Origin of the sequence: Williamsia sp. Leaf354, from assembly GCF_001424365.1 — a bacterium.
In the GTDB taxonomy this organism is placed as follows: Bacteria; Actinomycetota; Actinomycetes; order Mycobacteriales; family Mycobacteriaceae; genus Williamsia_A.
The window spans coordinates 356,484-374,809 of record NZ_LMPL01000003.1 but is presented as its reverse complement, the minus strand read 5'-3'; the positions used below and the strand labels follow the sequence as shown (position 1 = coordinate 374,809).

Here is an 18,326-nt window from a genome sequence, read left to right as displayed (position 1 = left end):
GATGAGCGCACCCACCGCCGACGCCGCGGTCGCCCGCCCGACGAGTCCGTCCGCGACGACCCCGTCGGCGGCCGGGGATGCGATCACCGCCGCGGTCCACGCCGCGGCCGGCGCGGCGAAGGCGGCCGCGCGTGTGCTCGCCCGCCAGACCACCACCACGAAGAACGGCGTGTTGCTCGCCGCGGCCGACGAACTGCTCGCACGGACCGCCGAGATCCTCGCCGCGAACGCCGAGGACATCGACCGCGCCCGTGCGAGCGGGACCGCCGACAGCCTGCTCGACCGACTCCGACTGACCGAGGCGCGGGTGGTGGCCATCGCCGACGGTCTGCGTCAGGTCGCGACACTGCCCGACCCCGTCGGCGACGTCGTGACGGGCAAGACACTGCCGAACGGGTTGATGCTGCGACAGGTCCGGGTGCCGCTCGGGGTCATCGGCATGGTCTACGAGGCGCGCCCGAACGTGACCGTCGACGCCTTCGGCATCGCCCTGAAATCGGGGAACGCCGTGGTGCTGCGCGGATCGTCGTCGGCGGCGCGGTCGAACGCCGCCCTGGTGGGCATCCTGCGCGAGGTGCTCATCCGCGCAGGCCTTCCCGCCGACATCGTGTCGCTCCTGTCGTCCGACGACCGCGCCAGCGTGACCGCCCTCATCCGGGCCCGCGGGCTCGTCGACGTCGTGATCCCCCGTGGCGGAGCAGGTCTCATCGAGGCCGTCGTCCGCGACGCGACCGTCCCCACGATCGAGACCGGGACCGGCAACTGCCACGTCTACGTCGCGGCATCAGCCGATCTCGACGTCGCCGAGAGCATCGTCGTCAACTCCAAGACCCGGCGGCCCAGCGTCTGCAACACCGCCGAGACCGTGCTGATCGACGCCGCCGTCGCCGATGTCGCACTGCCGCGGCTCGTCTCGGCGCTGCAGGCGCACGGCGTGGTGATCCACGGCGACGAACCGGGCATGGAACCGGCCGGCGACGCCGACTGGTCCGAGGAGTACCTGTCCCTCGACATCGCCGTGAAGGTGGTCGCCGGGATCGACGAGGCGATCGCCCACATCGATCGCTACGGTACCGGCCACACCGAGGCCGTGGTCACCACCGATCTCGCGGTGGCGACCGAGTTCACCGACCGGGTCGACGCCGCGGCGGTCATGGTCAACGCGTCGACGGCGTTCACCGACGGCGAGCAGTTCGGCTTCGGCGCCGAGATCGGCATCTCCACACAGAAACTGCACGCCCGGGGCCCGATGGGTCTGCCCGAACTCACCTCCACCAAGTGGATCGTGTGGGGCCAGGGACAGACGCGCCCGTGACCGACACCTCCGCCCCCACGACACCGCCCGGGCTCGGCGGTCCGGCCGTGTCGCCGGTTTTCACCGACACCGACGACGTCCGCACCCGGCTCGCCGCGACGGGATATCTCGCCGACACCGCCACCGCGACCGCGGTGTTCCTCGCCGATCGTCTCGGCAAGCCGTTGCTCGTCGAGGGGCCGGCCGGCGTCGGCAAGACCGAACTGGCGCGGGCGATCTCGCAGACGTCGGCCGCCGAGCTCGTTCGGTTGCAGTGCTACGAGGGCATCGACGAGGCCCGCGCGCTCTACGAGTGGAACCACGCCAAGCAGATCCTGCACATCCAGTCGACGGGGCAACGAGGCTGGGACGAGACCAAAGCCGACATCTTCTCCGCGGAGTTCCTGCTGCCACGGCCGTTGTTGCGTGCCATCTCCCGCACCGACCCGACCGTGCTGCTGATCGACGAGGTCGACAAGGCCGACGTCGACGTCGAGGGCCTGCTCCTCGAGGTGCTCAGCGACTTCGCGGTGACGATCCCCGAGATGGGAACCGTTGCCGCGGTGCGCCGTCCGATCGTGCTGCTGACCTCGAACGCGACCCGCGAACTCTCCGAGGCACTCAAGCGTCGCTGTCTGTACCTCTACATCGACTTCCCCGACGCTGCGCGCGAGCGGGAGATCCTGGCGTCACGGGTACCGGCCCTGTCGGACTCGATCGCGCGGGAGATGATCCGCGTGATCGGGGTGCTGCGGTCACTCGATCTCCGCAAGAAGCCGTCGGTGGCCGAGACCATCGACTGGGGCAACACGTTGCTGGCGTTGGGGATCGGGGAGAAGCCGCGCGGGCGGCTCGACGACGAGATCCTCAGTCGCACGCTGGGGGTCGTTCTCAAGCACCGCCCCGACCTCAAGGCCGCGGCGGCGGAGTTGAAGCTCGACCGATGACGTCGCCCCTCGTCGGTCGCCGCCGCGGTGGACCGCGTCGCGGTGACGCGGGGGCCCACCTCGTCGACCACCTCACCGGGTTCGTCGACGACCTGCGCGACCGGGGGATCGTGGTGGGTCCGGCGTCGCTGATCGACGCCGCGTGTGCCACCGAGGTGCTGGACCTGCTCGACCGCAACGGGTTCCGCGAGGGTCTGGCGTGCACGCTCGTCACCGACCACACCCAACGCCCGGTCTTCGACGCGGTGTTCGACCTCTGGTTCCCCCTCGGGACCGGCACCCGCACCACCGATCTCGAACTGCCCACCGACGACACCGGCGCGGTCGACATCGATGCGGTGCGCGAGATGGTCGCCGAGATGCTCGCCGACGGCGACGCGGAGAACGACGGACGTCTGGCGCAGCTGATCTCGCTGATCGTCGATCAGATCGGCGGCTACCGATCCACGCGGGGCGACGCGTTCTCGACCTATCAGGCGATGTCGTCGATCCGGCCGCAGACCCTCATCGCGCGCATCGCCGCGGCCATGGCGGCGGCGTCCGGTGACGATGCCGACGGTGGTGTCGGACCACGCTATCGGCGTTCGGCCGCCGACCGTGTGAATCGCTTCGGGGACCTGGTGTCGGAGGAGACGCGACGCCGCATGACCGAGCGGTCGGGCCGGGAGCGGGTGGGGGAGTACGCCGTCCCGACCCTGCCCGAGAACATCGCGTTCCTCTCGGCCGGTCGTGCGGAGATGATCGAACTGCGCCGTACCGTCGACCCGCTCGCCCGGCTGCTCGCCGCGAAGCTCGAGACGCGGCGCCGTCGGGCCCGGCGCGGAGTCGTCGACATCCGCAAGACCCTGCGGGCCTCGATGTCGACCGGCGGCGTCCCCATCGACCTCACCTACCGCCGCCCCCGTCCCGGCCGACCCGAACTGGTCATCCTGTGCGACGTGTCGGGCTCGGTCTCGGGTTTCTCGCAGTTCACACTGCAGCTGGTCCACGCGCTGCGTCAGCATTTCTCCGCGGTGCGGGTGTTCGCGTTCGTCGACACCGTCGACGAGGTGACCGACTACTTCAGCAGGCGTCCCGACGACATCGACATCTCCACCGCCGTCACCGAGATGCTGCACAACGCCCGGCTGATCACCCGCGACGGTCATTCCGACTACGGACACGCCCTGGCCGGGTTCGTCGACGACCACATCGAGTCGCTCACCCACCGCGGCGCGCTGCTCGTCCTCGGTGACGGTCGCAACAACTACCACGACCCCCGGTTCGCGGCGCTGCGCACGTTGGTCGACCGCGCCCGTCATGCCTACTGGCTCAACCCGGAATCCGAGTCTCTCTGGGACACCGGTGATTCGGTCGCCCAGGACTACTCGACCATCATCGAGATGCACGAATGCCGCAACGCGCGCCAGTTGGCGCAGGTCATCGCCGACCTGCTGCCGGTCTGAGCGTGTCGGTTCCCCCGGTTGGCGGGCACGTAGACTCCGCAGACATGCCCGAGATCCGTCCGACCGCACCGGTCGAGTCGACCGCACCGGTCGGCGCACTCCGACGACGACGGGTCGGCGTGATGGGCGGCACCTTCGACCCCATCCACAACGGGCACCTCGTCGCCGCGAACGAGGTCGCCGACCGGTTCGATCTCGACGAGGTCATCTTCGTCCCCACCGGACGTCCGTGGCAGAAGTTGTCCGACGAGCAGGCGGTGCGCCAGGGCGAGAGCACGGTGGTCCCCGTGGTCAGCCCGGCCGAGGATCGCTACCTGATGACCGTCATCGCGACCGCGGCCAATCCGCGGTTCTCGGTGAGCCGGGTCGACATCGAACGCCAGGGCGACACCTACACCGTCGACACCCTGCGCGACCTCAGTCGACTGCACCCCGATTCCGACCTCTACTTCATCACCGGCGCCGACGCGCTCAGCTCGATCCTGACCTGGCACGACTGGGAGGAACTCTTCGCGCTGGCGCGATTCGTCGGCGTCAGCCGCCCGGGGTACGAACTCGGTGCCGCGCATCTGGGCACGCACCTCGAGACGTTGTCGCCGGACGCTCTGCACCTCATCGAGGTGCCGGCGTTGGCGATCTCGTCCACCGACTGTCGCGACCGCGCGGCGCAGGGGCGGCCCGTCTGGTACCTCGTACCCGACGGTGTCGTGCAGTACATCACCAAGCGGCGTCTCTACCGCGTGCCGCGCCCCGAGTCGCGCGGGGTGTCGGGCCCGTCGGCCGATCCCGACGGTGCCGTCCACCCCTCGGCCGTGCACCCCGCGACGGCCGACCCCACCGATGCACCCCGGGATGGGGACACGTTCCCCGCCACCGAACAAACGTCTTCGAGAGGACACCTGTGACAGCCACACCCGAGGCGCTCGCGATGGCGAAGGTCGCCGCCGACGCCGCCTCCGACAAGCTCGCCGAGAACGTCACGATCATCGACGTCTCCGAGCAGCTCGTCATCACCGATCTGTTCGTGATCGCCTCGGCGGGCAACGAACGTCAGGTGGGCGCCATCGTCGACGCGGTCGAGGAGAAGCTCCGCGAGGTCGGACACAAGCCGCTGCGTCGCGAGGGTGCCCGCGAGGGCCGTTGGACGCTGCTCGACTACTCCGAGATCGTCGTCCACATCCAGCACAGCGAGGAGCGCGAGTTTTACGCCCTCGACAGCCTGTGGAAGGACTGCCCGGTGGTCGACCCCGAGACCCTCGCGTGAGCGGACCCGACACCGGGGACAGTTCTGTCGAGCGGATGACCCCCGTGGTCCGTCGCTTGATCCTGTTGCGCCACGGGCAGACCGACTACAACGCCGCGAGCCGGATGCAGGGTCAGCTCGACACCGACCTGTCCGAGGTGGGCGTCGCCCAGGCGCGCGCGGCGGCCCGGGTGCTCGCCAAGCGGTCCCCGCGTCAGATCATCTCCTCGGACCTGAGGCGCGCCCACGACACCGCGAAGGCGCTGGCCGACGTCGTCGGCCTCCCGATCTCCACCGACCAGCGGCTGCGGGAGACGCACCTGGGCGACTGGCAGGGCCTGACCCATCACGAGGTCGACGATGCGATGCCCGGCGCCCGACGCGACTGGCGTGACGACTCGACGTGGCGTCCGCCGCAGGGCGAGAGCCGGGTCGACGTCGCCGAGCGCTCCATCCCGGTGGTGACCGAACTCGTCGCGGACCTCCCCGACTGGGGCAGTGGTCCCGATGCGGACAACCCTGTGGTGCTCGTCGCGCACGGTGGGGTCATCGCGGCCATGACGGCCGGCCTCCTGGGCCTCCCGCAGCGGTCGTGGCCGGTCTTCGGTGGCCTCGCCAACACCAGCTGGGTGCAGCTCAGCGGCCACGGTGACGCACCGACCTGGCGTCTGGACGTGTGGAACGCCTCGGCGGAGATCGCCGACGCCGCCGTGCAGTGACGGCCGTGCGATGACGGCACAGGCCAGAGGTGGCGACAGCATGCTGGTGCTGTCGGACTCCCTCGCCTACTACGGACCCGAGGGCGGATTGCCCGCCGATGATCCGCGCATCTGGCCGACCATCGCCGCCGAGGGTGTCGGGCTGCGGTCGGAGCTCTTCGGTCGGATCGGGTGGACCACCCGTGACGTGTGGTGGGCGATCACCCAGGATCCGCGGATCTGGGCGGCGATCCCGACAGCTCGTGTGGTGGTGATCGCGATCGGCGGCATGGACACGTTGCCCTCGCCGCTGCCGACCGCGGTGCGCGAGCAGATCCGCTACCTGCGACCGTCGTGGCTGCGACAGGCGGTACGTGCCGCGTACGGCCGGCTGCAGCCGCTGTTGTCGCCGCTCGGCTGGCCCGTGGCGTTGCCGGCGCCGGTGACCGTGGAGTACCTCGAGAAGATCCGGTCGGCGTTGGCGATGGTGCGTCCCGACCTGCCGGTCATCCTGTGTCTGCCCTCGACGCACAGCAGCCCGTACTACGGGTTCGTGCACAGCGCCCGCGCCCGTCACACCAGCGCGATGCGACGGTGGGCGGCCGACCATGCGATGCCGACGGTCGACTTCTATCCGGTGACGGCGGCGCATTTCGCCGCCGAGGACCGCGCCGCCGGACCGGTGGCGATGATCGCCGCCGACCACAACCCCGACGGCATCCACTGGGGCTTCGCGTGCCACACCGCGATCGGTGCCCTCGTGACCGACGCCGTGCGCGATGCGACGGGTGACGATCGAACCGTCTCGGCACCGCCGACACCTCGCTGATCCCCGCCCCCTACGCTGGGCGGCGTGACCGTGGTGGTGGTGACCGATTCCTCGGCGCGGTTACCCGCGCCGATCCGTCAGCACTACGACATCCGTCAGGTCCCGCTGCACGTGATGAACGGCGACCTCGATCTGTCCGAGGACATCGACGACATCGGTCCCGAGATCTACAACGATCCGACCACCACCACCTCCGGTGCCGTGCCCGCCGATCTGGCCGCCGCGTTCGACCAGGCGGTCGCCGACAGCGGTGACGACGGTGTCGTGGCGGTGCTGATGAGCAGGCGACTGAGCGGTACGTGGGGTTCGGCGCGGGTGGCCGCGGAGAAATTCCCGGGCCGGGTTCGTGTGGTCGACTCGCGGTCGGTGGGTCTTGCAGTGGGGTTCGCGGCCATCGCCGCGGCGCAGGCCGCTGCCGCGGGCGCGGACCTCGATCGCGTCTACGAGGCAGCCATCCGCGCCGGCTCCACCAGCGAGACCCTGCTCTGCGTCGCGCAACTCGACAACCTGCGCGCGAGCGGTCGGATCGGTGCGGCGACGAAGCTCTTCGGGTCGGCGCTGTCGATCAAGCCGGTGCTGCGGGTGGTCGACGGCACGCTCGTGGTCGCCGAACGGCAACGCACCCTGAGCAAGGCGGTCACCAAACTCGTCGACGCCGCCATCGCCGCGACCCACCGTCGCCCCGCCACGATCGGCGTACTGCACTGTGAGGCACCCGAGGCCGCCGCCGACATCGTGGCCCGGATCAGTGAACGGGTGCGCACCGTCTCGGTCATCACCTCCGACATGGGGCCGGTGCTGAGCAGCCACGTCGGCAGCGGCGCGGTGGGTGTCGTGATCAGCACCGAGCTCGATCCGGTCGAGGGGTACGAGACCCCGGCCTGACCGATCCGTCCACAGCTGCGTGGTCATCCACAGCTGCGGCGGTCGCGTCGGGTCATGAACGCTCCGGATCGACGCGGTGGTCCTAGCGTCGTGCCATGGCACTCAGCTCCCGGTCTCCGCGTGGCGGCGATGGTCTCGCGCGCCTGCAGTCTCCCGCCGCGCCCTGGGCGAGGTTGGGTGACGACGTGGTGTCGGGCCCCGATCTCGACCTCGACGACCCCGATCGCGTCACCGACTGGCCGCTCGGACCCGACGACCTGACGCGGCAGCCCGATGGCGAGTTCGACACGCCCGACCGCGCGCCGTCACCCCGCTGGGATCAGCCGGCGACGCCGCGGTGGCTCGACCCGACCCTGGACCTCGACGCCGACACCTCGCCCGCCACACCACGGTCCCGGCCCCGAGGTCGGCGTCGCCGTGGGTTGCTGATGGCGCCGCCGGCGGCGATCGCGCTCGTGGTCGTCGGCGTGCTCGCGTGCGTGGTCACCGTCTACACGGTCGTCTCCGGCTCGTCGGACGACGTCCCGACGGTCGTCGCGTTCCCGTCCAGTGCGGGGGCGGCCGCACCGTCCGGTCGGACCACCGCGGGTGACGCCGCCCAGAATCCCTCGCGCACAGCACGATCCTCTCCGACCGACGCGCCCACCGCCGGCGGCGCGGCCATGGTGGTGAGTGTCGTGGGCCTCGTGCGGACGCCGGGTCTGGTGCACCTGTCGACGACCGCCCGCATCGCCGACGCCATCGCCGCGGCCGGTGGTGGCCGCCCGGGAGCCGACCTCCTGAGCCTGAACATGGCGCAACCGGTGCGCGACGGAGACCAGATCCTCGTCGGGTTCGCCGACCCGTCGGGCGGCACGCGACTGCGCAGTGCGGTGGTGTCGGGCGGTGGTGCGTCGTCACCCGCGACGCCCGGTGATCGGTCGCCGACGGCCACGGCGGGAACGGCGCCGTCCGTGGGCGCCGGGTCGGGCGCATCGGGGTCGGCGGGAACCGTGGACCTCAACACCGCCGACGAGGCGGCGCTGGACACCCTGCCCGGCGTCGGGCCGGTCACCGCGGCGTCGATCATCGAATGGCGAACGCGCAACGGACGGTTCACTTCCGTCGACCAGCTCGCCGAGGTCGACGGCATCGGTCCGGGACGTCTCGCCAAGCTGCGTGACCGAGTCACCGTCGGCGCGGGGTGACGACCGACTCCGACCGCTCGTCGTCTCCGGAGACCGCGCCCGCGGTCACCGACCTCCGGTTGATCGCCCCGGCCGTGGGGTGCTGGGCCGTCACGGTGATCGGGGTCGTCGCCGCACCCGTCGTGACCGGGTCGGTCGCCGCGGTCTGTGGGATCGTCGCGGGGGTGGGCGCGGTGGCTGTCCGCCGCGGCGGTCTGCGACCGGCGGTGGCGGAGGTGGTGCTGATCCTCGTCGCCACCGCGGGCATCACCGCCGGATTCGGGACGGCGATCACGATCCGCGCGACGTATGTCGCGGCAAGCCCCATGGCCGCACCAGAACTCCTCGGCCACAAGGTGACCGCCGTGATGACCGTCGTCGACGACGCCCGGACCCTGCGTGGTCCGGGACCACCCCGGGTGCGGATCGCCGTGCGGGCGGCTCCCGTGCGTTCAGGTGGAGCCCCGGTCGCCGCGACACTCACCGCACCGCAGGACGGTTGGGCCGATCTGGTCCCGGGCCAGCGTGCGGTCGCCGTCGTCGCGGTCGACCGTCCCTATCGGTCCGACCTCACCGCCGCCGCGTTGCGCACCACCACGCCGCCCCGGGCCGTGGCCCCGCCACCGCGCCACCAGATCTGGGCGACCGGGGTCCGCACGCGACTGGCGAGCCTCGCCCGACGGCAGCTGCCCGCCGCCGAATCGGGACTGCTGCCCGGTCTCGCGGTGGGGGACACCGAGGGCATGCCCGACGAGGTCGCCGACGAGTTCCGGACCGCGGGCCTGACTCACCTTCTCGCCGTGTCGGGTGCGAACTTCGCGATCATCGCCGGTGCGGTGTTGCTCGTGTTGCGAGTGTGCGGCACGCCGCGGATTCCGGCGGCGTTCCTCACGATGGCGGTGCTCGGATGCTTCGTCGTGGTGGTGCGTCCGTCGCCGAGTGTGGTGCGTGCGGCGTTGATGGGGCTCGTCGGCCTGATCGCGCTCGTCGCCGAGCGACGGACCGCCGCGGTGCCCGCCCTCGCCGTGGCGGTCCTGGGCGTTCTGATCATCTGGCCCGCGATGGCCGTCGATCCCGGCTTCGCGCTGTCGGTGGCGGCCACTGCGGGCCTGATCGCCCTCGCACCGCCGATACGAACCTGGTTGTGCGACCGCGGATGTCCCCGCGTGCTCGCCGAAGTCCTCGCGGTCGCCGTGGCCGCGCAGATCGTCACCATCCCGCTGGTGGTGATGATCGCCGGCTCGATCGGTCCGGTCGGCGTGCTCGCCAACATCGCCGTCGCCCCGGCGGTTCCGCTCATCACCGTCCTGGGGACCCTCGCCGCGGCGGTGGCCGGGGTGTCGACCGTCGCCGCGGCGGTACTGATCCGTCTGTGCGAGCCGTCGCTGTGGTGGATGGTCCGGGTCGCCGACGTCGCCGCGCACGTCCCCGGGGCGACGATCGCAGTGCCCGACGGTGTCGGGGGAGCCGCCCTGGCGGCTGTGGTCGTCCTGGTCGTCGTGCTGGCGGTGCGGTCCGTCGCCCGCGCGGTCTCGCGGTCGGCACGGGGGTCGCCGCCGGGGGAGCGTCGATGGTCTCCTGTCCGCTGTTCGTCTCGTGTCGCAGCGGTCTGGCAGCATGACCGGCGTGAGCGACCGACTACACCTGCTGCTGGGCGACGACGACTTCCTGGTCGAACGCGCGACGGCTGCCGTCCGCGCCGAGGCGATCGCCGCGGCCGGGGGCGCCGACCTCCCGGTGACCCGCGTGCGCGCGGGTGACGTCAGCGAACACGAACTGGCCGAGCTGCTGAGCCCGTCGTTGTTCGCCGATGAGCGGATGGTGGTGGTCGAGGCGGCCGGCGACGCCGGCAAGGAACCCGCCGCGGCGGTCACCTCGGCGGCCGAAGAGCTCCCCGACGGCATCACCCTGGTGGTGGTGCACTCCGGTGGTGGCCGGGCGAAGTCGATGGTCGCGGCGCTGCGCAAGGCCGGAGCTCGCACCCACGACTGCGTGGGCTCGACCCGCGTCGGCGACCGCATCGACTTCGTGAAGAAGGAGTTCGCCTCCCACGGGGTGCGGGTCTCGGGCGACGTCGTCACCCAGGTCGTCGAGGCCGTTCGCGCCGATCTCCGTGAGCTCGCCGCCGCGTGCAGTCAGCTGGTGTCCGACACCGGCGGCAAGGTCGACGCCGCCGCCGTCGCCACCTACTACTCGGGTCGTCCGGAGGTCACGGGGTTCGAGATCGCGGACTGTGCGGTCACCGGCGATCGTGCCGGCGCCCTGGAGGCGTTGGCGTGGGCCGGCCATCACGGTGTCCCGCACGTGTTGCTGGCCGATGCACTGGCGGAAGCCGTGCACGGCATCGCCCGGGTGAAGAGCGTGGGCGGTCGCGACGCGAACTCCGCCGCAGCCGAGCTTGGCATGCCGCCGTGGCGGGTGCGGAAGGTGCAGTCGCAGGCCCAGGCCTGGGATGCGCCGTCGATCGCGAGGGCGATGTCGGTGGTGGCGACCCTCAACGGCGACGTGAAGGGTCAGGCCGCCAACGCCGACTATGCGTTGCAGCGCGCGGTCGTCGAGGTGGCCGAGCTCAAGCCGTCGGGAGCCCGCCGCTAGGCGTCACCCCGCCGTCCGGACACGAAAAACCCCGGACGGTCGGACCTGCACCATCCGGGGTCGTACCCACCGACGACGCACCCGACGAGGGTGCGCCGCGGCGCGTCAGAGCTTGTTGAGCGAGAGCGCCATGGCCGACTTCTTGTTGGCGGCCTGGTTGGCGTGGATGACGCCCTTGCTGGCGGCCTTGTCGAGCTGGCGGCCGGTGGCGGCGAGGAGCTCGGTCGCCTTGTCCTTCTCGCCGGCGTCGACGGCCGCGCGGAAGTTACGGAGCGCGGTACGCAGCGCCGATCGGACCGACTGGTTACGCCGACGGGCGACCTCGTTGGTCTTGTTGCGCTTCACCTGCGACTTGATGTTTGCCACGCGTCACTACCTCTTGATCTTCGATGCGGCGCCCCACGGGATGCGCATCAGTTACGGAAAACTCTGTGTCGTACTGCGAAGAATGTGGTGATCCCTCACCTGCTCTCGCCGACCTCTCCGGACCAGCCGGACACGTCGTGAGCACCAGCGATGGACTTTACCGCACGCCGCGTGACCACCCAAATCCGCGAGGCGTCCGCGTAGCCCCCGGGAGGGGCCCGGAGTGTCCGATACAGTCGAGGGCAATGTCCTTTTCCCGGGGTTCGACCGCTTTCGCCGTGTCGGGTGACCACGCCGTGTGGACCCTGTGGGTCGCGCCCCGATGAGCCGTCCCACCGTCGTCATCCATGTGGGCCTGCCCAAGACGGGCACGACCTATCTGCAGGACCGACTGTGGCGCAACCGCGACACCGCCCTGCGGGTCGGTGGTCTGCTCTACCCCGGGGTGGAGATGAGCGATCACTTCCACGCCGCGGTGCACCTGCAGCCGGAGCGCTACCTCGACTGGGTCGACCCGGCGCACGCCGACGCCTGGGGGCGCATGGTCGCCCAGATGCGAGCCTGGCCGGGGACGTCGCTGGTGTCGCACGAGCTGTTCTCCACGGCCACGTCCGAGCAGGTGCGGAGGGTTCTCGCCGATCTCGACTTCGCCGACGTCCACGTCGTCGCGACCGTGCGTGATCTCGCCCGACAGCTGCCGTCGGTGTGGCAGGAGAACGTCAAGAACCAGCACACCAGCACTCTCGACGAGTTCATCGGATCGCTGCGCCACGACCCGATCGACGAGCAGGAACCGTTCTGGGAGTTCCAGGATTTCGTGCGCATCCTGCGCACGTGGGGTGACGGACTGCCGGCGCAACGGGTCCATCTCGTCACGGTGCCGCGATCCGGCTCCGGCCCGACGCCGTCGCTGTGGGACCGGTTCACCTCGGTTCTCGGGGTGGACGGCGCGGACCTCGACGTCCCGGTGCCGCCGAGCAACGCCGCCCTCACCCCGGCACAGGTGGAACTGCTGCGCCGACTCAACGCCCACCTGCAACCCGACACCGTCGCGTGGGACCGGTACGAGTGGGCCGTCAAACGACACCTCATCGGCGACATCCTGTTCGACAGTGTCGACCGCCACGGCCGGACCCTCACCGCCGACCAGTCGCGATGGGCGGCGGAACGGTCCGAGGCGATGATCGCGGCCGTCGACGATGCCGGATTCGACATCGTCGGTGACACCGGCGATCTCCGGGTCGTCCCCACCACCGACACCGGCGCGACGGGTGAACCGACACCGGAGGAGACCCTCGAGGTCGCGGCCGCCGCGCTGGCACGGATCCTCGCGACGATGCCGATGCCCGCGCAGCGGCGTCGGATGCGCTCCCGCGTGGGATCGGTGGTCCGCGGTGGCCGGCGACGGGCCGCGGCCCTCGCGCTGCGCCGCCGCGCCCGGTGACGGCACCGCGAACAGTGTGTTCACCTGCGACGCGACCCTGCGCGCGCGGCAACCTCATGCCGAGTCGGCCCATGTGGGGCAACATGGTTGGTTATGAGCCCCGGAACCTCCTCCGAGAACACCGACACACGGTCCTCGGACGGACGACAGCGTCCCACCAAGGCATCGGCGTCCGGCGGCGCGAGGAAGGCGTCGCCCGCCAAGGCCGGCAAGATCGCCGCCCCCGACCGTAAGCCGAGCAGCGCCCCGGCGGCGCGTCGATCGGTCGGCCCGAAGAACGGTCGCATCGAGAAGTCGGGTGCGAAGACCGCAGGCGGTGCGACGGGCATCTTCTCGGGCTACGCCAAGGGCCCCTACGAGAACGCCTTCGACGAGATGTTCGACGCGAACAGCGAAGTGCGCACGCCCTACAAGGGGATCCACAAGGCGCTCGCGCCGTCGGACCGCGCCGACCTGAACAACCGTGTCGACGCCCTCGGGCGGGCGTTCGTCGATCAGGGCATCACCTTCTCGCTCTCGGGCCAGGAGCGGCCGTTCCCGTTGGACGTTGTGCCACGGGTCATCTCGGCCGCCGAATGGGCGAAGCTGGAGCGGGGGATCACCCAGCGCGTGAAGGCGTTGGAGATGTTCCTCGACGACATCTACGGCGAGCAGGAGATCCTGCGCGACGGTGTCGTCCCCAAGCGCCTGGTCACCTCGTGTGAGCACTTCCACCGGCAGGCCGTCGGCATCAAGCCCCCCAATGGTGTCCGGATCCACGTCGCCGGGATCGACCTGATCCGCGACGAGCAGGGCGATTTCCGTGTGCTCGAGGACAATCTGCGGTCGCCGTCGGGCGTCTCCTATGTGATGGAGAACCGCCGCACCATGGCACGCGTGTTCCCCGACCTGTTCTCGAGTCATCGGGTGCGGGCCGTCGCGGACTACTCGAGCCAGTTGCTCAAGGCGTTGCGCGCCTCGGCGGCGTTCAACGAGGCCGATCCCAACGTCGTGGTGCTGACACCCGGTGTCGCGAACTCGGCGTACTTCGAGCACTCGCTGCTCGCCCGGCAGATGGGTGTCGAACTCGTCGAGGGTCGCGACCTCTTCTGCCGCGACAACGTCGTCTACATGCGCACGACCCAGGGCGAGCAGCGCGTCGACGTCATCTACCGACGCATCGACGACGATTTCCTCGACCCCATGCAGTTCCGGCCCGACTCGATGCTGGGGGTGGCGGGACTGCTCAACGCCGCCCGCGCGGGCAACGTGGTGATCTCGAGCGCGGTGGGCAACGGCGTCGGCGACGACAAACTGGTCTACACCTACGTCCCCGAGATCATCGAGTACTACCTGGGCGAGAAGCCCAGCCTCGGCAACGTCGACACGCTACGGTGCTGGCTCGACGACGAGCGCGAGGAGGTCCTCGACCGCATCGACGAACTCGTCGTGAAACCCGTTGAGGGCTCCGGTGGTTACGGCATCGTGTTCGGACCCGACGCCACCCGCGACGAACTCGACGTGCTGGCCCGCAAGGTGCGGGCCGATCCGCGCGGCTGGATCGCGCAGCCGGTGGTGCAGTTGTCGACCGTGCCGACCAAGATCGGTGACCGGCTGCAGCCGCGCCACGTGGACCTGCGGCCGTTCGCGGTCAACGACGGTGAGTCGGTGTGGGTCCTGCCCGGCGGGTTGACGCGTGTCGCGCTGCCGGAGGGGTCGCTGGTGGTGAACTCGAGCCAGGGTGGTGGATCGAAGGACACCTGGGTGCTCGCGTCGCGTGCGTCGGAGTCCGAACGTGAACTCGGCGGCGACGAACTGGTGAGCGGCAAGGACCTCCCGCCCGCACAGCAGACCGAGCAGGGTCCCGAGGCAACGGCCAATCCGATGGAACAGCAACAACAGCAACAGCAACAGGGCCGGTCGCAGACCCGTTTCCGTTCGCAGGGGGTCACCGAATGATGTTGGCGCGCAATGCCGAGTCGCTGTACTGGATCGGCCGATACGTGGAGCGTGCCGACGACACCGCGCGCATCCTCGACGTGGCCGTGCACCAGCTGCTCGAGGACGCCACGGTCAACCCCGACCGCACCTGTCGGCTGGTGCTGCAGGTGTTGGGCATGGAGGCTCCCGACGACGACGTCGAGCTCGACGTGTGGTCGCTGACCGAGCGGGTCGCCTACGACAAGAAGGGCCACGGCTCGATCGTCGACTGCATCGCCGCCGGACGCGAGAACGCCCGTGGCGCACGCGAGGTCACCTCCAGCGAGATGTGGGAGTGCCTCAACACCACCTACAACGGGCTGTCGGAGGCCGAGCGCTCGGCACGCAAACTCGGTCCGTACGAGTTCCTCTCGTACGTGAAGAACCGTGCGGCGATGTTCGCCGGGCTCGCGGACGCGACGCTCAGCCGCGACGACGGGTACCGCTACCTGCTTCTCGGTCGCTCCGTGGAGCGGGTCGACATGACGGTCCGGATGCTGCTGTCGCGAGCGGGCGACCGGTCGGGTTCGCCGGCGTGGGTCACGGTCCTGCGGTCCGCCGGGGCACACGACACGTATCTGCGCACCTATCGCGGCGCTCTCGACGCGAGTCGCGTGGTCGAGTTCATGTTGCTGGACCGGCTCTTCCCGCGGTCGGTGTTCCATGCGATCACGCTCGCCGAGCAGTCCTTGATGGAACTCGACAACCGGCCGAACAGTCGTGTGGGTGCGCGCGCGGAGGCCCAGCGCGTCCTCGGACGTGCCCGCAGCTCACTGGAGTTCATGCAGCCGGGCCTGTTGCTCGACGACCTCCAGGATCGACTGCTGGCCCTGCAGGAGGCGTGCCGCGACCTGAACGAGGCTGTCACGCTGCAGTATTTCCACGTCTCGCCCTATGTGGCGTGGGCCGACGTGCGCGCGAGCTCCGCCGAGGAGCACTTCATCGAGGAGAGTGAACTGTGAGCTGGCGTCTGCGGGTCGTCCATTCCACCGGATTCGCCTACAACGCGCCGGTGACGTCGTCGTACAACGAGGCGCGGTTGACCCCGCGCAGCGACAACAGACAGAACGTCATCGTCAACCGCGTCGAGACCGTCCCGGCCACCCGTTCCTACCGCTACACCGACTACTGGGGTACCGCGGTGACGGCGTTCGATCTCCATGCGCCGCACGAGGAGCTGGAGGTGTCGGGGTCCTCGGTGGTCGAGACCGAGGCCGGGCAACGCCCGAACGAGTCCGAGCAGACCGACTGGGACGACCTCAAGTCGGAGTATGTGATCGACCGTTTCGACGAGGTGTTGGGCAAGACCGACTACGTCCCGCGCAACCGTCCGCTCGCCGCGACCGCCCGCAAGCTCGCCAAGGGACTCGATCCCGAGGCGGCGGTGGTCGCGATCTGCAGCTGGGTGAACGCGGAGATGCAGTACGTACCCGGCACCACCGGCGTGCACACCAGCGCGGTCGACGCCTGGAGTGAGCGCAAGGGTGTGTGTCAGGACTACGCGCACCTGACGCTGCTGATGTTGCGCAGCCTGGGCATCCCGGCCCGCTACGTCTCGGGGTACCTGCACCCGAACCGTGACGCGGAGATCGACGACGTCGTGGAGGGGCAGAGCCACGCGTGGATCGAGGCATGGACCGGCGCGTGGTGGGGGTACGACCCGACCAACGACGTCCCGATCAACGAGCAGCACGTGTCGGTGGGAATCGGCCGCGACTACTCGGATGTGCCGCCGCTCAAGGGGATCTACACCGGTGGAGGTGCCACCGACCTCGATGTCGTGGTGGAGATCACCCGTCTGGCGTAGGAGTCGGGGTACGGGCGTGATCTCCACCGAAAGGGTTGTCACAGTGGAGATCACCCGCCTGGCGTAGGGGCCGGGGTACGGGCGTGATCTCCACCGAAAGGGTTGTCACAGTGGAGATCACCCGTCTGGCGTAGGGAGAGGGTGGCGCGGGTCAGGTGAAGATGACCTCGATCATCTTGTGGATGTCCTCGGGGGTGGGGGTGGGAAGACTTCCCCTGCTCTCGACGAAGCCGATGCCGGCGTAGACGAGGAGTCCCGCACGGATACGCGCGTCCTCGGGGGTCAGTCCGAGTTCGGTGAGGGTCTGTTGCACGACCTCGAAGATCCGGTTGTCGAGCTGGGCGACCGCGTCGGCGACGACCGGGTGGGTGCGGGCCCATTCGCGCACGGCCGATTCCCGCGCCCAGGTCTGGTGGTCGACGAGGCGTCGCGTCATCTGTTCGATGCGTTCGGCGGGCGGTGCGGCGCCGAGTTCGGTGAGACCGCGCAGATAGGCGTCGGACTCGGCGGTCCAGGCCGCCGACATGGCCTCGAACAATCCGTTGATGTCGGCGAAATGCCAGTAGAAGCTGCCCTTGGTCACCCGCAACCGCTTACAGAGGGTGACGACCTTGACCGCCGCGACACCTTCTTCGGTCAGCAGGTCGAAAGCGGCCGCGATCCAGTCGTCGGCGCTGAGCCGCGGGCTCTTGCGTCCTGTCGACGGAGCGGTGGTCACGTCTCTCGCTTTCGGTCGCGGTCACGTCGGTGGTTCACCCGCGCGTGTTGTCGACGACGAGCGATCGCACCAGCGTATCGGCCGGGAGACGGAAATGATCGACGTTCGCCCGCGGGTCGATCGACTGCAGCACGACGACCCGCGACCCCGGTGCGGTGGAGGTGCGGGGGTCGCCGGCGAGACCGTCGGTGCGGGAGACGATGTCGACGTAGGACACGCCGGGGGTGGGGAACGCGGCGCGTCGCATCGCGACGAGGAAGTCCGATCCGGTGACGAGTTGTCGGCAGCTCGCACAGATCGGGTCGACGATGGGTCGTTCGAGTCGCAGGACGGTGTCGTAGGTTCCGAGGCGGCGACTGATCTGTTCGATGTCAGCCAGCCCGGCGACCCCGGTGCCGTTCCAGAGGGGTCCGAGGGTGATGAGCCGGGCCACGCGTCCGGTGGGGACGCCGTGGTTCAGCGCGTACTGCACGGCGAGCGCGCCACCGCCGTGCGCGACGACGGTCAGTGGTCGGTCGGGACTCGCCGACCGCAGGAGGCCGGCCAGCTCGCGGCCCGAGTCCTCCAGTGACGTCAGGCCGTTCAACCGCGGCCCGCCGGCGCGTGCGAGATCTGTTGCGAGAGGCGTTCTCCCGTAGTCGAGGACGGTCGCGCACATACCGGCTCGGTCGAGATCACGGCGCAGGCCCGCCAGGGATGCGGTGTCGGATGCGACCTCGCCGACGAGGACCACCGGGCGGTCGCACGACGACGGGCGGGCGGCCGCCGGACCGTACCCCGACGGGTTCGACACGACGACGATGATCGCGATCGGGAGCAACACCAGCCACCGGCGGGCGCGCCGGCGGGATCGTCGAAGGTCACGGAAGAGTTCTCGATACGTCACGAACCAGACCATACCGAATGGTACTGTCAACCGAGTTCGGATCG

The 18,326-nt window shown here is 70.1% G+C and carries 18 protein-coding genes; 15 read left to right on the top strand and 3 right to left on the bottom strand.

Translation table 11 applies throughout. The features are described 5' to 3' along the window. Nucleotide 1 precedes the first annotated feature (1 nt). The 11 genes from ASG12_RS13235 (at nt 2) to holA (ending at nt 11,102) form a co-directional block, all read left to right on the top strand. Nucleotides 2-1,315, top strand: coding sequence for a glutamate-5-semialdehyde dehydrogenase (locus tag ASG12_RS13235; protein ID WP_055790228.1), 1,314 nt, complete (start codon nt 2-4; stop codon nt 1,313-1,315). Next, entirely contained in the window at nt 1,312-2,241 is a 930-nt protein-coding gene (locus tag ASG12_RS13230; RefSeq protein WP_055790226.1) for an AAA family ATPase, read from the top strand. Before ASG12_RS13235 ends, ASG12_RS13230 begins: the two co-directional genes overlap by 4 nt. Continuing rightward, nucleotides 2,238-3,686, top strand: a complete 1,449-nt coding sequence (locus ASG12_RS13225) for a vWA domain-containing protein (protein WP_055790223.1) — start codon at nt 2,238-2,240, stop codon at nt 3,684-3,686. The genes ASG12_RS13230 and ASG12_RS13225 overlap by 4 nt, the downstream gene beginning before the upstream one ends. A 44-nt stretch (nt 3,687-3,730) precedes the next feature. Further along, the gene (gene nadD / locus ASG12_RS13220; protein ID WP_055790221.1) at nt 3,731-4,591 is read left to right on the top strand and encodes a nicotinate-nucleotide adenylyltransferase; all 861 of its coding nucleotides are present in this window, start codon (nt 3,731-3,733) and stop codon (nt 4,589-4,591) included. Beyond that, on the top strand, nt 4,588-4,950 hold the full coding sequence (gene rsfS, locus ASG12_RS13215) for a ribosome silencing factor (RefSeq protein WP_045823206.1): 363 nt from the start codon (nt 4,588-4,590) through the stop codon (nt 4,948-4,950). Before nadD ends, rsfS begins: the two co-directional genes overlap by 4 nt. A gap of 35 nt (nt 4,951-4,985) precedes the next feature. Then, nucleotides 4,986-5,648, top strand: coding sequence for a histidine phosphatase family protein (locus tag ASG12_RS13210; protein WP_055790913.1), 663 nt, complete (start codon nt 4,986-4,988; stop codon nt 5,646-5,648). 40 nt (nt 5,649-5,688) lie between these two features. Continuing rightward, nucleotides 5,689-6,456 (top strand): diglucosylglycerate octanoyltransferase, encoded by a 768-nt coding sequence (octT, locus tag ASG12_RS13205; RefSeq protein ID WP_327197952.1) that lies wholly within the window; start codon nt 5,689-5,691, stop codon nt 6,454-6,456. A 24-nt stretch (nt 6,457-6,480) separates the two neighbouring features. Continuing rightward, entirely contained in the window at nt 6,481-7,341 is an 861-nt protein-coding gene (locus ASG12_RS13200) for a DegV family protein (protein ID WP_055790217.1), read from the top strand. Nucleotides 7,342-7,436: 95 nt separating this feature from the next. Then, nucleotides 7,437-8,528 carry a ComEA family DNA-binding protein gene (locus ASG12_RS13195; RefSeq protein ID WP_082501967.1) on the top strand — a complete coding sequence of 364 codons (1,092 nt, stop codon included), beginning with the start codon at nt 7,437-7,439 and terminating at the stop codon, nt 8,526-8,528. Next, entirely contained in the window at nt 8,525-10,267 is a 1,743-nt protein-coding gene (locus ASG12_RS22255) for a ComEC/Rec2 family competence protein (protein WP_082501966.1), read from the top strand. The genes ASG12_RS13195 and ASG12_RS22255 overlap by 4 nt, the downstream gene beginning before the upstream one ends. After that, nucleotides 10,152-11,102 (top strand): DNA polymerase III subunit delta, encoded by a 951-nt coding sequence (gene holA, locus ASG12_RS13190; RefSeq protein WP_238981297.1) that lies wholly within the window; start codon nt 10,152-10,154, stop codon nt 11,100-11,102. Before ASG12_RS22255 ends, holA begins: the two co-directional genes overlap by 116 nt. Before the next feature lie 105 nt (nt 11,103-11,207). Here holA and rpsT read toward each other — a convergent pair whose 3' ends face one another. Next, on the bottom strand, nt 11,208-11,468 hold the full coding sequence (gene rpsT, locus ASG12_RS13185; protein WP_045823202.1) for a 30S ribosomal protein S20: 261 nt from the start codon (nt 11,466-11,468) through the stop codon (nt 11,208-11,210). Nucleotides 11,469-11,790: 322 nt separating this feature from the next. On the opposite strand from rpsT, the gene ASG12_RS13180 reads away from it, so the two are divergent. The 4 genes from ASG12_RS13180 (at nt 11,791) to ASG12_RS13165 (ending at nt 16,678) form a co-directional block, all read left to right on the top strand. Next, nucleotides 11,791-12,912 (top strand): hypothetical protein, encoded by a 1,122-nt coding sequence (locus ASG12_RS13180; protein WP_055790908.1) that lies wholly within the window; start codon nt 11,791-11,793, stop codon nt 12,910-12,912. A 93-nt stretch (nt 12,913-13,005) separates the two neighbouring features. Further along, nucleotides 13,006-14,850, top strand: coding sequence for a circularly permuted type 2 ATP-grasp protein (locus ASG12_RS13175; RefSeq protein ID WP_045823201.1), 1,845 nt, complete (start codon nt 13,006-13,008; stop codon nt 14,848-14,850). Continuing rightward, nucleotides 14,847-15,833, top strand: coding sequence for an alpha-E domain-containing protein (locus ASG12_RS13170; protein ID WP_045823200.1), 987 nt, complete (start codon nt 14,847-14,849; stop codon nt 15,831-15,833). Before ASG12_RS13175 ends, ASG12_RS13170 begins: the two co-directional genes overlap by 4 nt. After that, nucleotides 15,830-16,678, top strand: coding sequence for a transglutaminase family protein (locus ASG12_RS13165; protein ID WP_055790214.1), 849 nt, complete (start codon nt 15,830-15,832; stop codon nt 16,676-16,678). The genes ASG12_RS13170 and ASG12_RS13165 overlap by 4 nt, the downstream gene beginning before the upstream one ends. A 151-nt stretch (nt 16,679-16,829) precedes the next feature. On the opposite strand, the gene ASG12_RS13160 is transcribed toward ASG12_RS13165, so the two are convergent. Continuing rightward, nucleotides 16,830-17,396, bottom strand: coding sequence for a TetR/AcrR family transcriptional regulator (locus ASG12_RS13160; protein ID WP_045823198.1), 567 nt, complete (start codon nt 17,394-17,396; stop codon nt 16,830-16,832). A 34-nt stretch (nt 17,397-17,430) separates the two neighbouring features. After that, nucleotides 17,431-18,282, bottom strand: coding sequence for an esterase/lipase family protein (locus tag ASG12_RS13155; protein ID WP_156378097.1), 852 nt, complete (start codon nt 18,280-18,282; stop codon nt 17,431-17,433). Between the last annotated feature and the right edge of the window lie 44 nt (nt 18,283-18,326).

Excerpts from the sequence above, each read along its gene's own strand:
- ASG12_RS13170 (WP_045823200.1), top strand. The coding sequence starts at position 14,847 with ATGATGTTGGCGCGCAATGCCGAGTCGCTGTACTGGATCGGCCGATAC.
- ASG12_RS13195 (WP_082501967.1), top strand. The coding sequence starts at position 7,437 with ATGGCACTCAGCTCCCGGTCTCCGCGTGGCGGCGATGGTCTCGCGCGC.
- nadD (WP_055790221.1), top strand. The coding sequence starts at position 3,731 with ATGCCCGAGATCCGTCCGACCGCACCGGTCGAGTCGACCGCACCGGTC.
- ASG12_RS13235 (WP_055790228.1), top strand. The coding sequence starts at position 2 with ATGAGCGCACCCACCGCCGACGCCGCGGTCGCCCGCCCGACGAGTCCG.
- ASG12_RS13225 (WP_055790223.1), top strand. The coding sequence starts at position 2,238 with ATGACGTCGCCCCTCGTCGGTCGCCGCCGCGGTGGACCGCGTCGCGGT.
- ASG12_RS13210 (WP_055790913.1), top strand. The coding sequence starts at position 4,986 with ATGACCCCCGTGGTCCGTCGCTTGATCCTGTTGCGCCACGGGCAGACC.
- ASG12_RS13180 (WP_055790908.1), top strand. The coding sequence starts at position 11,791 with ATGAGCCGTCCCACCGTCGTCATCCATGTGGGCCTGCCCAAGACGGGC.
- octT (WP_327197952.1), top strand. The coding sequence starts at position 5,689 with ATGCTGGTGCTGTCGGACTCCCTCGCCTACTACGGACCCGAGGGCGGA.
- ASG12_RS13175 (WP_045823201.1), top strand. The coding sequence starts at position 13,006 with ATGAGCCCCGGAACCTCCTCCGAGAACACCGACACACGGTCCTCGGAC.